This is a genomic window from Bacillus sp. ISL-41 (assembly GCF_018613235.1).
GTDB lineage: Bacteria > Bacillota > Bacilli > Bacillales > Cytobacillaceae > Mesobacillus.
This window is the reverse complement of sequence record NZ_JAGGQP010000044.1, coordinates 1-14,515: the sequence shown is the minus strand read 5'-3', so window position 1 is coordinate 14,515 and position 14,515 is coordinate 1. Positions and strand designations below refer to the sequence as shown.

The window sequence follows — 14,515 nt, the reverse complement described above, 5'->3', positions numbered from 1 at the left end:
CAAGGAGGAAGCAACATGAGAAGTAATGTTAAAGTGCTGCCGGCATGGCAGTATATCATCATTTTTTCACCCCCAATTGCTTATATATTCCTAGCAAACATTTTGAAGGTAGTAAAAAGTCAATCAGTAACAGGCGACATCATTGTTATATCGACGATTCTTTTATTGTCATTCATCACTTATTACTCGATCTACCAGAATAAGAGATTCAATATTCATTTGAAAGGGATCCTGGAGACGATCAACAGGGATCCTGGATCATCCCCATTAGCAAAAGAAATACTCGCAAAATATCGGGCTGAAAAAAAGAATGATGATCTGCAAATCAATATTCCATCCTTCCTGGAATCCTATTTTGCAGATTTTCAGCTTGAGAATACAAATATCGTAAAAAACTTGAAGCTGATTCAAACCTATGCCTCTATCACCATTTTGATAGGAGTTTTGGGAACCTTCGTTGGACTAGTATACTCGCTTGCTGGTATTGAGGCTGGTTTAAAGGACAATTCTATAATGAATATTTTATCAGGGGTTAATACTGCATTTTACACGAGTATTGCCGGTATCCTCTATTCAATTGGTATAAACCTGCATTCCAGGATCGTGAACTCCGAACAGCTCCTGATCCAGCTGATGCTGAAAATCGAGAATTTTATTCACCAGAGTGACCATGAGAGTTCTGATATGAAGGTTATTCACGCGATGGTCGATGTGAAGGAAGCAATCGAACGGATGGGCCAATCGTTCATTGACGTCGCAGACTTTTCGAAGAACTTTGAGAGGGCGACAAAGAATATGTACCAGTTCAATGCTGATTTTAGCAAAAATACAGGCGAACTCAGCCGCTTGTTTGGTGATATGCGCGAGGTAAGTGCTTTATTTAATGAAAGATCGAAGCAAATACATGATGATTTCGGCAAATTATTTGATTACTTCCATCAGCAGGAGGCGGTTCAAAGCACTCTTGTCAACAGTGTCCAATATTCAGCAGAAAAGGTGGCTTCTATTTGGGCAACTCAGGCCCAGCAGCAAAAAGAGATGAGTTTTGTCCTAAATAATATTGTTCAGGATTATCATGCCACCAAAGAGCAATTCTCGAATGTATTCAATTCAGCTGTTGACCGTGTCCATGATGCTTACGAGGAAATGGCCAAGTTTTTCGATGGAAGTCTCGGCCAGCAGAAACTTCTTGTGGAAAGCCAGCAGCGGATTGAGGAAAAGAACTCGTCTTATATTAAGGAAGTTGAGTCAGCAACCAGCGTGATGAAGCATATACTTGAAAACAGTTCATTCGAAAACCTTGCAAGCGTGTCGGAGTCGTTTTCCGAGAATACGGAGAAGCTGCAGAAATTTTTTCAAAAGCTTGGGTTCGAAATTGCCCAGCTTAAAGTCCAGAATGACTCGCAGACATCGATGTTCCAAAACCTGGCGACCCTTATGGACGAGCAGCTATCTTCTCATCGTACGACCCAGGAGGATTTTAATGCCTACCTAAGGGATAGCTTCTCGCAAAATGAGCAGATCCAGCAGTCCTTCAAAGAGGCCATATCTAACTTTGAGAATTACAAACAAAATAATGAGCGCCTGACAGAGCTTGCAGCCCAGATGGAGGACACATTCAAGAACAACTATGTCCAGCAGCAACAGCAGTCAGAATCATTAAAGGCGGCGCTTAATGAATATGTGATAAAGTCGTCTGAAAGTATGAATAAGCTGTTTTCGCTGCTTGAGGACAGCCTGGATAATAGTTTCAAAGATACACTTAAACACTTTCAGAGATATATTGGCACAACGAATGACATTATCGAGAGAAAGTTCGACGCGATGGATGCTTCAAGATCTACGATGGAAGAAGTGGGGTATTTTACGTTAAACCAGCTTCAAGACTCGATCATGTCGCTTGATTCGAATGTCCAGAAATTGGCTACAGGAATACAAGACAAAACCCCAGAACCGGTTGGGCAATAAGAAGGTGATGATGGATGAATAACAAGTATCGGCGCCTTCTCGATGGAACAAACTCTGATAATGATTTTTGGCCAACTTTTACCGATTTGCTTGCCACCATCTTGCTGGTTGTCATTCTGATCATGGTTACGACAACAATTCATAACGAGAATGTGACCAAGGCGATGCAGGATGAAATTGCTAAAGGGAAGCTGGAAATAGAGGATCGCAAGAAGAAAATAGAAGAGCAAGAAAAGCAGATTGCGATGCTTACCGGGGTTCGCAAGGATATAGTTGCAAAATTCGAAGCGGAATTCAAAAAGACGAATCTTGATATTGAAATTGATAGAGAGACAGGGGCGATTAAATTCAATGCGGACCTCCTATTCGAGACAGGAAAGGCTGAGGTCAGGCCGGAATTTAAAGGCCAATTAAAAACCTTTATTCCCATTTACTTTAATGTCCTTTATAAAGATAACAAGGAAAGTATCGCTGAAATTGTTGTTGAAGGGCATACAGACGATGTCGGTTCTTATATGGATAACCTGGATTTGTCACAAAAGCGGGCATATAACGTCGTCAGATATATTTTAAGTGATGAATTCGGTGATTTTCCGTATAAAGCGGAGGTCGTGAAGGATATCACCGCGAATGGTCGTTCGGAGAGTCAGCTGAAAAAGAAGGATGGAAATGTGGACCGGCAAAAATCCCGCAGGGTTGAATTCAAATTCAGGCTGAAGAATTTTGCGGTCGATGAAAGTAACTAAAAGGAGTGAGTATGGCTCCTTTAAATATCTTTACAGCAGGGGTGACAAGAAATGGATGGGGCAATATTGGCTAATAGTCTGGTTTCTTTGAAAGGCAGCGACTTGAGGATGGTTTATGCTTTATTGTGCAAGACCAATATCGTAGACCTTGTATCTTCGAAAACGAAGGACGTTTTCTCGAAAGAGGATGGGGACCATTTTACAAAACATTTGGAAGCAGAAGTGAGAAAACTTCAGCATACAGATGACCAGGTGATCCAGGTTGATTTGTTTCTTGAAATTACCAGGCTGTTAAAGTTAAGAGGGATGAAATATACGCTGGAAAAGGAAATCACCGACCAATGTGGGAATATGATTCGGGATGTTTACCAGCAATATAAAAAGCAGGATAAAGAATTTCAGGCTTTTTCGGAAAAACAAGCGAACTCAACGCTGCTGCAGAAGATGATCCAATTTCAGATGAGCAAGGTGTTCAGCGAGCTGGATGATAGCTTCAAGGACTTTACGATCGAAGACCAGACCAAATTCGCATCGCAGGTGAATGACTATATTCATAGTTTGCCTGAAGAAAAGCAGCAGAAAATCAAAGATAAGCTGGGACTAAATGATTTGTCCGATGAAATGGTGCGGAAGACGATTGCGGCCAGCGGGACAAGCGTTGTTTTTGCGATCATTGTCGAGGTCAGCGGATTTGCGTTTTATACTACAGCAACATCCCTGGTGGCAAGCTTTGCGGGCTTGTTCGGTCTCACTCTGCCGTTTGGCTTTTATACGGGGATGACATCTGCCGTTGCGGTCCTGGCTAACCCATTCTTCATTATTCCAATGTTGTTGGGCGGTGGTTATCTTCTGTTCAATCATCAAAATAAATCTCTTAAATCAAAGCTTCTGCCAATTGTCATCATGCAAATTGCTCTGCCATATATGAGCAAGGGAGGGGAGGATGTTTCTTTTTATTCGTTTATCCAGGAATGGGAAGGCCGGTATGAGAATGATACGGAGCTGCGGGAGGAACTAGCGAAGATTGTGGCTGAGCAGGATTCGGTAAGGCAGCAAATTTCAGAGCGAGAAAAGCGAATAAATGACCTTAGTGCGAAGATTTTTGCAGAAAAGGGTGTACTTGTGAGTGAGAGGCAGAAAATCAAGTCCGCCCTGAAGAATACTGATTTAGATCAGTTGGAAGTGAGTTCATCATTTTTGAAGCGAAAGCAATTGTACCATAATACACTTGGACAAATAGCTTTTATCAAGGGAAGCAAGAAAGTGAATGATTCCAGTACCGGGTTTTTTAAGAGAGTGAAGAACAGCTTCTCCAACTTCTCTTCATCGCTGGATATCCAGGGAAAAGAGAAGGTTGCTGACTCGTATTTGGATATGATGGTCGATGATGTAATCCATTCCCAAAGTTCTTTTAAAGAGAGTGAACGGAATGCGGTACTTGCAAGTCGTGATCATATCCAGGAATTGCTGACGGCAAAAGCTCAGGAAGAAGAGACTAAGACCTTTTTACAAGATGGCTTGAGCCAATTGAACAGTGATCATTCTCGCTTCATCCACAAAATTAAAAAGCTTGAAAAGGAAAACTACGGCCTGGCAGATTTGTTTACTAAAATTTAGGGGAGTTTGAAGATGGCGATATCCAATAAGGATTTTTGGAGACGTTGGAATAATGGCGAATATGAAGAGGCGCTGAAATGTTCAATTAAGGAGGACAAGCCCTCTGGAAACAGGCTGCAGACGATGCTTTTCGGACCGCCTGATCAATTGAAGCAGACGGGAGTGATTACGGCAATCAGTGTCGGAGAATTCATCTATGATTATGTCATGATCAATCCTGCAGTTGTTCAGGGGCTGGATTTTGCACGGACAGAGGACCTATCGAGCTTATTTACCTTGAGCCAATTTGCCGGCACTATTGATACAGAAACATTGACCGGGGATATGGCTCAGCTGCAGGGATATGTTGCTGAACAGATGATTGCAGCAGAGCTTCAGGCCAAGGGCCACGATGTTGAATTTCCTGAAACCTCGAATAATCCGGGTTGGGACATATTGGTCGATGGGCAGCCATTCCAGGTGAAAAATCTGGCTGACCCGGCCGGAGTGCGGGAACATCTCGAGAAATATCCGGATATCCCGGTTTATGTGAATGAAGAACTGGCGCCGTATTTTGAAGGGAATCCGCAGGTATATGTGTCCAGCATTTCAAGGGATGAGGTGCTTGAGGCGACTTCGACAACGATTTCCCATGCAGATGACCTGCTGGATTTCGAGATTCCCTGGATTGCTGCTGGAGTTAGTTCAATTTACAACATAAAACGAGTCTGGACGGATGAGGTCTCGATTAACCAGGCGGTTTTCAATGTAGTGAGCGATACGACTTCCAGGGTAGTACTGGGAGCGCTCGGCCAGAAAGCGACAGTAATTGTTGGAACAATGATTTTTGGTCCGGCAGGCGGCGTAGTCGGTGCAATGGTTGGAACTTATGCCGGAGTGAGCCAGGCAGGAAGATTATCTGCAGGAATCAAGAGGACTTTTTCCAAAAAACAAGAAGCTGAGTTGAATGAGGCAATGGTCAAGTTGATCAGCAAAGTTGTTGACCAGATTGAGGAGAAGCTGAAGATTAAAGATAAGAAAATGGACAATTTGCTTGGAAATCTGCGAGAATCTAAAGCCAATGATATTCTAGCCAAAGATTCACAGCACCGTTTTACAGAGGAAAGAAAATACCTGCTCAACAGAAAAGAAGAATTACTCGCAATCTCCCAATCTATTCAAAACAGGCCAGACAATACAATCCAAATACTGCCCCAAACCATGGCAACAATAGCAAAGACAGCCGTCCACCCAGTCCACTACCAATCAGAAATAATATTAGTCCAACAAAAATCCCGAGAGCTTTCAAAGAAAATGTGAGCAGAGGGACGGTTCTCCTGCTTCATTTTTTTGAACTGAAGAATCCAAGAGGAAGAAAAGGGAAGGCCACGGAAATCAACTTGAAATGCTAAGGGAATGAGAACAATGGTTAATACGGGTAAAACTAAGAGTTTATTAAGGAGACCGAAAATAATAAAAGCCGTGCAGCTTTTGGACAATGAAAAGGTCTACTCAAAACAAGAAGTATTATGGAGTGTTCAAAGGGTGGCTAACGTAAGACCTTCCTTTCCGGGGGATGATGTCCAAATCAAATTAACTGTACATGCATTTAAAAGGTGGAACGAAAGAGTAGGACCGCACATTGGATTTGCGCAATTGGAACGATTGCTGAACCAGCTGCTTGCAATCCCGAACAGAATCACAATGAACTCGAATAAAAGAGCGATAATTGACTCGGATATTTTATTTGTTTACGAGATTGAGGATCAAGAGATTCATATAATAACTTTTATTGGAAGAGCAAGTGAGCAGCCTGTTTTGCAGGATCCGCGAACTTTCCGGGAGTTGAAATTCGAATATAATGAACGTTTGAACCTTGGTTTATCGGAGGAAGCCCTAAAGAAGCAGCAGCTTCCCTGTATCCCTGTTGAATATATCCAGTTCGATGGGCGGACTACATCCTATTTCCTTGAGAGATACAAGTTTCAGGATGGGGAAGAATCAGGCTCTATCATCTATGTAAAAGAAGCTAAGAATTTACAACTGATCAGCAGCACCGAGATAAATCCTGATAATCCTTACTGCCCGCTCTTAAATCGCAGTGTCATGTACGTGCTATGTGTCATGGGCTATTCTTCCTTCGTGCAGGCACATCTTGAACACCATAAGCCTGAAGAGGTAAAAAAGGCAGCGGAGAAGTATGAGCAGAAGGCAAGGGAAAGGGCCATGAGGTTTTTGCAGGAGGTTTGATTTAGGAGGTAAGCTGGACGGGAAGTGTGCGGAGAACTCGCTAAATTTTTTCAAAAACTATTATACGGGAGCCCTGTCTGAAATTGCGGAGGAAGCAGTCATATAGTGTTATAAAAAAAGCAAGCTCACTCAGATCCTAGTTATTGGACCCAGCGAGCCTGCTTTTTATTCTTCATCGGCAGTGTCGATCGTACGTGTATCAACGGCCGCCCAGATGAATTCGCGCATGAAGTTCTGGTATTGTTGATGTTCGTGCAAGAATACAAGATTTACTCTTTCTAACAGGACTCTATAGGCATCTTCTTTTGTCCTTGTGAGTACATAGATATCATAGTCTGTATCCCAGTAGTTCAGGATGAACATGATGAGATCCCTTTTTTCGGTACTGTTCATCGCTGCCCAGTCGTATCCGTCCATCTCATCGAGTGAATAGTAATGGTAGTTCCACCACAGTTCATCAAGGAATACCTCAATCTGATCTTCTTCCACTGTGCCGTCGGTATAGGTGACCTTTATTAGGCTTTCACCCAAATAGGTTACTTTTTCAATATTTTCATAAACTTCTAAAGCAATGCGGTTCAACGCTAATTCGAAGTACTTATGCTCTTCGATTGTGAATCGGTAGGTCAGCTTGGCGAATGCTTCACGTGTGGTCGCATCCTGTGGGAAATAGTATTTTCCATTTCCATCTGCAAAACCAATATCCTTCAGGAAAAATACATGTGGTTTGGCCCAGCTTGAGATCTTGTTGGAGTCAGCAAATGATTCCTTGTAATCGAGCATGTAAACAAACTCTTCAAGACCCATGGCCCGGACGAACATCACGGCCATTTCCTGTCTAGTAATATAGTCATTTCCGCCAAAAGACGTCTTGGATTTGCCATTGGTGATTCCTGCTTTTACCAAAGCGCCGACATATGGCCTTGACCAGTCAGCCAGGTCAGTAAACTGTCTGGAAGCATTCGCATCAGGAGACAGTCCCATCGCAAGCGCAAGCATTTTTGCGTATTGTGCCCTTGTTACTTTTTCCTTTGGCCTGAACGTGCCATCCATATATCCGCTAATGATATTTTCCTGTGCAAGCCTTTCGATATGCGGCTTCATCGGCGAGGAATCAATATCGGAAAAGGCGCTTGCAGCAGCAGGGTTGCCTCCGAAAACACCAAATAGCATGACAGCAGAAACAATAGAAATAATAGCTTTTTTCAAAAATTTCACCTCATTAATAATATGTCCTTAGTTTAAACTGGCGACTGGAAAAAGTCAGCATGTCTATTGGCCTAAGTGGGGCGGGAAACACCATCCATATTTTGGTTGATGCCACTACTTAGCAGGAATTTTGGAGACAAAAACAGAATTTATATTTATAAATTTTAAGAGAATGGAAAAGATTGAGATGAATATAAGAGTTCTGCTGGTTCTTCTGGTTTTTTTGCTGATAACGGGTGGGTGTTCTGATCAAACACATGAGGAAGTTGTGGCCAAGGCTGAGACGAAGAAGAGTGAGGATGTTTACGCAGAAATTCAAATCCCTGTCATCAAGGATTTTATGCCAAGGCTTAACTTTGTGCCAAGGAGCAATAGTAAAACTCATGTGGTGCTCCATTTTACCAGCAATGCGGCAATGAATCCTGAGAATCCATACATATATGAGGATATCCGGAAGATTTTTGTGGATTATGATGTATCTCCTCATTATATGATTGACCGTGAAGGAGAGATCTACTTTTTGCTGCCGGAAACCAGGGCTGCCCGGCATGCGGGTAAAGGAGAGCTGGCAGGATATCCTGAATATATAGATGATTTGAATGACTATTCCATTGGGATTGAGCTTATGGCGATCGGTACTGAAGTTGAAATGGGAACCATGCTTTCTGCCGATGCCTATAAAAAAATTCCACAAGAACATATTGGTTACACAGAAGCTCAATATCAATCATTGAACCTGTTGCTAGAAGATATCCTGGCCAGGAATAAGAGAATCTTGCCAAACAGGGAGCATATTATTGGGCATGACGAGTACGCTCCTGAGCGAAAGAACGATCCGGGAAGCTTGTTTGACTGGACGAAAATAAATCTTGAAGGAAACTGATTATGAAGCTACATCATTTTGTTTTTAAAATTGAAACAGTGCTTACCGCTGGGACGCTGATTATTGTCGGGGCTTTCACAATTTGGCTAATAGCTAAAAGTATGAAGAAAAATGATTAAAGGGGAGCCTATAACCATTGACCATGCCGCAAAGGTTAATACAATTCATCAAGGGGCCGCTAGGTAAGACTTTAAAAAGTTAACGCGCCAGTGCGCCGGGGGTCAGACCCCCGGCGCACTGGCGCGTTTATGCTTTAGTGTAGTGCGCGGTATAGTACTACGCTTGTTTGGGCTCTTGTTGCTTTGGCTAGCGGGTTGAAGCTTCCGTCTGGGAGGCCTTTTATGAGGCCTGCTTTGGTTGCTTGATAGATTTCTTGTTTGAATGTGGTGCTTAGCTGCTTGTCGTCTGTAAATGGTTTAGTTGTAGCTGAGCTCTCCTGAAGGGCATCTGGATTTTCAACTCTCAATGCCCGCACGATCATGGCTGCCATTTCTTGACGGGTAATGATGCGGTTCGGCTGGAATGTGCCATCGCCAAGTCCGGATGTAATGCCGTGGCGCTGGGCAGCTTCGATATACACGGCGGCCCATGTCTGGCTTTTCGGCACATCCCTGAACGTGCCGGAATATTCCTTGGTTGGGATGCTGAGCATTCTTGAGAGCAGGACGACAAACTGAGCGCGTGTGATCTCCTCATTAGGAGAGAATAGGTCAGCTGTTTTGCCCTGAATGATCAACCGTGATGCAAGCTGTTCAATCTCGGGTTTAGCCCAATGATTTTTAATATCCAGGAATGTTCGATGATTCTCCATTACAGCAAAAGAGGCTAATTGCCTTGTGTGCAGCACTAACTTTCCACTGGTAATATTTCCGCCTGCAAACTGCCACTCGCTGCCTGCTTTTCTAGCACCGAATATTGCTTTAGTAAGGCCTGCACTTTTTACAGCTGGAAGGTCTAATGTGATTGTAAGTGGCTTGTCAAAAGTATTGATTCGCCTTTTTGTCACCTGGTCAACCATCTCGATTTTTGCAAGGTCAGTTAAAAGATTAGCACCTTTTGGTGGTGCAGAAGCTTCCGAACTGACAGCGATCTCGGTAAGGTGCTCAAGTCTCAAGTTCGCTATATTTTCTTTCGGCATTAAAATAGACAATCCATTAAAAGACACGTAGAGGTCTTTTTTCATTATTCTTAACTCATTCCAAACATCAGGAGAGAAAATGATTTTCCCAGTGGTTGATGGTAAAGTCAGTTCAATTTTACCGTTGGTCTCAACCAGCTTTTCTCTTGTAACCAATAATTCACTTTGTGTATCCGGTAGCGGTGCTGTCTCACCTGGATGCGGTGCAGGTTCAGTAGGTACCGGGTTGACAGGCTGTTCTTGTGTGCCAGGTTCTGATGGATCCGGGTTGACAGGCTGTTCTTCTCCGCCTGACTCTGGTGGATCCTGCACACCTGGATCGCTAGGAGCGGGCGATTCAACAGGATCTTCTACTGCACTAGCCTCTGTAGTGAAAGCAACAGTTTTACCAGGTGATTCGTTCCCTGTCTGATCGACTGTCCTGATGAGCACAGAGTAGGCAGTATCAGGAGTAAGGCCGGTCAATGTATGGGAAGGGGTGGCATCTTTCAGAACCGTCTTTATTTTTTCACCGTTAAAATAAAGATTCACATGGACGAAGTCATCATCATCGGGATTTGTCCACGAGATTAATGCGGAAGTCTCTGTGATACTTTCTGCTTTTATTTCTGTTACTTCATAGGGTGCGGTCGTATCTGGTAAAGCCTTTGTTTTCACCAAAATACTGACACCATTGGAAAGATTGCCATGTCCGTCAACGGTTTTGGAGCTAATATGGTATTCCTTGTCAGGACTCAATCCTGTAAATGTGTATGAATCAGCAGTTGTTTCGCCTGATAGCTCACCGTCAATGTAGAGATTTGTTTTTACAAAATCATCATCAGACGGCTTCGTGAAAGAAACTGTAATAGAATCTGTGGTTGTTGCAGCTGCTTGGAGGTTCATTACGTCAGCGGGTGGAACATCGTCCAAGGTATTGTAGTCGATGAACCCGTATCCATAGAACTCATCACGGCCATCAGGACCTAAGTCCTCTGCATATTTTTGCAATTCAAGACGAAGCTCGCTCGCCGTTTTGGTTGGGTCTTTTTGCTTCAATAGCGCGAGGAACCCTGCAATATGAGGAGCTGCCTGCGATGTTCCGCTCATCATAGCAATGCTTCCATTAACATAGGTGCTGGCTATTCCACTGCCTGGCGCTGTGAATTCAATCTCGGCACCGGTAGAGGAAAAGCTGGATAGTGTCTTCCTGTAGTCAACGGAAGAAACGGCAATCACTGATTCGTATTTAGCGGGATAATTGACCGGACTGCCCACATCATCATTGCCGGCAGCGCCAACAAGCAAAATCCCCGCGTTATATGCCCTGTCAACTGCATCCTGCAATAACTGAACGTGGCTCGACAGGCCAAGGGAAAGATTAATGATATCCATATCATTGGCAATTGCCCAATCAATCGCTTCGATGACGTTCAAAATACTTCCCTCGTCACCATCCATGGCTTTTAGTGAATAAAGATTGGTATTGGGAGCAACACCTACAAGTTCACTTCCATCTGAAATCGATCCGCCAATTTTTGCTCCGACAATTCCGGCAACATGTGTGCCATGTCCATGATTGTCAAGAGGGGAAGACTCATCTATCAAGGTTGCCGGGTCATCCTCCACAAAACTGACTCTTTGGACAACGTTTGGCAATTCGTTGTGAATGGCAATCCCAGTATCAATGATTGCGACTTTTACTCCCTGGCCAGTAATCCCTTGAGACCATGCCTCTGGTGCATTGACAGCTTCTACATTCCATTGTCCAGGTGTGCCCAGCAATTCAACCTGTTGATCGACCTGATGCTCGATATAGCTGATATCAGGGTCACTTTTTAAAAAATGAATTGCAGATTCCGGTAATACTAGATTAATAGCTTTCAAGGATGTGAATTCATCCTTTACTTCGATGGCCTGATTCAAAACCTTTTCTCGGCCGACTGTATTCTTGTAAACTACGACAACTTCCGATTTCTGTATTGCTGCTATAGGATGTGACTCCAATGCAAGCGCGGGAGATACAGATGTAACCATAAGACTCATTGCAGCCAACGGAACGACAACTAAACTACGAAACCTTTTCCTATTCATACTCTGTCCCTTCTTGTTGAATAACTTTGATGCTATTTATATCGGAAGTATAAAGAGGGATTTAAAGTGATAGATATCATCCAAATTTTGGATTTTGCTCTTCACTCTGCTATAGTGATTTCAAGTTCTTGCCCCTGGAATCCATACTGGAAGTTTACAGTCCATGCGTTTGCTTCTGCATTAAAGGATATGTTCCGTATAATGAGGAGTTCGTCACCGCTTATCCTTTAACACAGTAACGCGCCGGGGGTCTGACCCCCGGCGCGTTACTGTGTTAAAGGGAGGGTTATTTGTTCTGATGTCCGGAGGTCTTGATAGGCTTGGATTCAAGGGGTTTTAATCAAACGTTTGATTAAATAATAATAGTAGTTAGAGAATATAATTTTCATGAAGAAATAAGACTGCTAATATAAATTGATAAGGTAAAGACCAAAAGAGATGATTTCTAAAGGAGGGGGAATATGAAGAAAAGGGTCCGAAAGGCGATTATCCCTGCTGCTGGGTTGGGTACGCGTTTTTTGCCGGCGACGAAAGCAATGCCCAAGGAGATGCTGCCAATCGTTGATAAGCCGACAATCCAGTATATAGTGGAAGAGGCGGTCGCTTCTGGAATTGAAGATATCATCATTGTGACAGGTAAAGGTAAGCGTGCGATTGAGGATCATTTTGATTTTTCACCTGAACTAGAAATGAATCTGGAGCAAAAAGGTAAGCTCGATTTGCTCGAAAAGGTTCGGTATCCATCTAATCTGGCGAATATCCACTATATCAGGCAGAAGGAGCCTAAGGGTTTAGGACATGCGGTTTGGTGTGCCAGGCATTTTATTGGCGATGAACCATTTGCGGTCCTGCTTGGGGACGATGTTGTCCAGAGTGACACACCTTGTTTGGCGCAGTTAATGGAGCAATATGATAAGACCAGGTCCACGATTATTGGGGTACAGCCAGTGGAAATGAGTGAGACACACCGATATGGGATTATAGATGGGGCGGAGCTGGAGGACCGACGATATGTTGTAGAGAATCTCGTTGAAAAACCAGTTCCAGGAACTGCACCTTCTAACATGGCGATTATGGGACGCTACATCCTTACGCCTGAAATTTTCATGTTCCTTGACCAGATGGAAACCGGGGCGGGCGGCGAAATCCAGCTGACAGATGCCATACAAAAGCTCAATCAAATCCAGCGAGTTTTCGCTTATAACTTTGAAGGAAAACGGTACGATGTGGGTGAAAAAATCGGCTTTGTCAAAACCACCATTGAATTCGCCTTGAAAGATCCCAATCTCCGCTCAGATATCTTAAAATACCTGGATGTTGTATTAGAAAAAGAACGTAAAGATAAGAAGAAGTGGTAAACATGAGCGTGACATTGCCGCGTTAAAGGAGCGGGGGTCAGACCCCCAGCGAGTTAAAGTGTTAAAGCGAGTGACGAGTTAAGACAGTTGACTATCGCTAGCAAGAAAGAAATCAAAGTAATATTGTTACTATTTCATTTTGATTTATCTAATTCTATCGAACACCAACTCCATTTATTTCGTTAATTTAAATAAGTAAAAGAAGGATTAATAATATATTTGAATATTCCTTCAATATAGATTGACTAGGACTATTTTACTAATTAAAATAGAGGTAGATTAAATAAACTTATGGACGGGATAAATTGTGAAAATCGAAAGTGTTGTCTTTAAAATTGAGAATCTAATGAGTAAACAACGCTACGGGGCAGCCAGAGAAGTCATTTTAAAGGAATGGAACCGGATAACTGAACCAAATAACTTTCATATGCTTAGCCAACAATCCAAGGATTTGGTCAAAGTTATTGCAAAAGAAAAAGAAACAAATGAGTTTGCTATGCTGACAAATAAGGACAAGAGGATTTTGAGTTTATTGAATGAAGCGGTTAGGGATGTAAAACTTCCTTATGCCAAGAAGATTTTCTTTGAACATAAGGAACTAATTAATCAGGCTCATGCACAAAAATGGCTTACGTCAGATGCGCGATTTATGTGTTTTGCCTGGCAGAAGAAAGCATAACGAAGGCAGGGAGTTTAATTCCCTGCCTTTTTTGTATTTTTAATAGTCATTTGAAATCAATCTTTTATTTCCCTTTACCACAAGAATCTGTTTCAACAATTACTGGTCCCATCGGGGTTGGAATTTGGATTTTCATTATTAAATATACCTCCTTTAGGTTGTATTATTATCTTGATACCGTTTGAAAAGTGTCGCGAATATCATGTTCATTTAATCCCCAATCAAGCCCGTAGTCCGCAGGATCAAGCACCCTATAATGCCCGGTCAATTTGTTTTGTTGCAACTTAAACCCATTCCTGCTTTCTAGTGTGAACCACCATACACGGCCGCCACCTGTAGGCATCCTCAAATTTGGTAATCCCATTCCTCTCACCTCTCTTTTTTTGATATCCCAAGTATTTCCTTATAGGTCAAAAGGCATAATAAGTATCGTTCATCAAATACTTAAAAAAATCGACAACAAAGTCAGACATAATTCGAAAGAACTGCTTCACCGCGTTAAACGGGTGGGGGTCTGACCCCCACCCGTTTAACGCGGTGAAGTTTATGGAGGATGATTTGGATGGAAACTCTACTTGGTCTAGTACTATTGCTGGTGATTGCTGGGGGAGTTTA

The 14,515-nt window shown here is 42.8% G+C and carries 12 protein-coding genes; 8 read left to right on the top strand and 4 right to left on the bottom strand.

Annotated elements, in window-relative coordinates; translation table 11 throughout:
* The first annotated feature begins 15 nt into the window (after positions 1-15).
* From J7I80_RS20680 to J7I80_RS20660, 5 genes are all read left to right on the top strand, one after another.
* Positions 16-1,968 (top strand): MotA/TolQ/ExbB proton channel family protein, encoded by a 1,953-nt coding sequence (locus J7I80_RS20680; protein ID WP_214740929.1) that lies wholly within the window; start codon positions 16-18, stop codon positions 1,966-1,968.
* Positions 1,969-1,982: 14 nt separating this feature from the next.
* A complete protein-coding gene (locus J7I80_RS20675) occupies positions 1,983-2,714 on the top strand; it encodes an OmpA family protein (RefSeq protein WP_214740927.1) in 732 nt (243 codons plus the stop codon).
* A gap of 51 nt (positions 2,715-2,765) precedes the next feature.
* On the top strand, positions 2,766-4,331 hold the full coding sequence (locus J7I80_RS20670) for a hypothetical protein (protein WP_214740925.1): 1,566 nt from the start codon (positions 2,766-2,768) through the stop codon (positions 4,329-4,331).
* Between the two features lie 12 nt (positions 4,332-4,343).
* Positions 4,344-5,630 carry a hypothetical protein gene (locus J7I80_RS20665; RefSeq protein ID WP_214740923.1) on the top strand — a complete coding sequence of 429 codons (1,287 nt, stop codon included), beginning with the start codon at positions 4,344-4,346 and terminating at the stop codon, positions 5,628-5,630.
* Between the two features lie 225 nt (positions 5,631-5,855).
* Positions 5,856-6,560 carry a hypothetical protein gene (locus tag J7I80_RS20660; RefSeq protein ID WP_214740921.1) on the top strand — a complete coding sequence of 235 codons (705 nt, stop codon included), beginning with the start codon at positions 5,856-5,858 and terminating at the stop codon, positions 6,558-6,560.
* 165 nt (positions 6,561-6,725) lie between these two features.
* Here J7I80_RS20660 and J7I80_RS20655 read toward each other — a convergent pair whose 3' ends face one another.
* Positions 6,726-7,769: an S-layer homology domain-containing protein gene (locus tag J7I80_RS20655; protein WP_214740919.1), complete on the bottom strand. Its 1,044-nt coding sequence runs from the start codon at positions 7,767-7,769 to the stop codon at positions 6,726-6,728.
* 187 nt (positions 7,770-7,956) lie between these two features.
* Between J7I80_RS20655 and J7I80_RS20650 the strand changes: the two genes are divergently transcribed.
* Positions 7,957-8,652 (top strand): N-acetylmuramoyl-L-alanine amidase, encoded by a 696-nt coding sequence (locus tag J7I80_RS20650; protein ID WP_214740917.1) that lies wholly within the window; start codon positions 7,957-7,959, stop codon positions 8,650-8,652.
* Positions 8,653-8,905: 253 nt separating this feature from the next.
* On the opposite strand, the gene J7I80_RS20645 is transcribed toward J7I80_RS20650, so the two are convergent.
* Entirely contained in the window at positions 8,906-11,863 is a 2,958-nt protein-coding gene (locus J7I80_RS20645; RefSeq protein ID WP_214740915.1) for a S8 family serine peptidase, read from the bottom strand.
* Between the two features lie 461 nt (positions 11,864-12,324).
* Between J7I80_RS20645 and galU the strand changes: the two genes are divergently transcribed.
* Together galU and J7I80_RS20635 are read left to right on the top strand one after the other, a co-directional pair.
* Complete coding sequence (gene galU, locus J7I80_RS20640; protein WP_214740913.1) at positions 12,325-13,221, top strand: UTP--glucose-1-phosphate uridylyltransferase GalU; 897 nt, start codon at positions 12,325-12,327, stop codon at positions 13,219-13,221.
* A 307-nt stretch (positions 13,222-13,528) separates the two neighbouring features.
* Positions 13,529-13,900: a hypothetical protein gene (locus J7I80_RS20635; RefSeq protein ID WP_214740911.1), complete on the top strand. Its 372-nt coding sequence runs from the start codon at positions 13,529-13,531 to the stop codon at positions 13,898-13,900.
* Positions 13,901-14,066: 166 nt separating this feature from the next.
* On the opposite strand, the gene J7I80_RS20630 is transcribed toward J7I80_RS20635, so the two are convergent.
* Complete coding sequence (locus J7I80_RS20630) at positions 14,067-14,264, bottom strand: hypothetical protein (RefSeq protein ID WP_214740909.1); 198 nt, start codon at positions 14,262-14,264, stop codon at positions 14,067-14,069.
* Positions 14,265-14,310: 46 nt separating this feature from the next.
* Positions 14,311-14,515, bottom strand: a 205-nt coding sequence (locus J7I80_RS20625; protein WP_214740907.1) for a hypothetical protein, incomplete at its 5' end; no start/stop codon positions are given.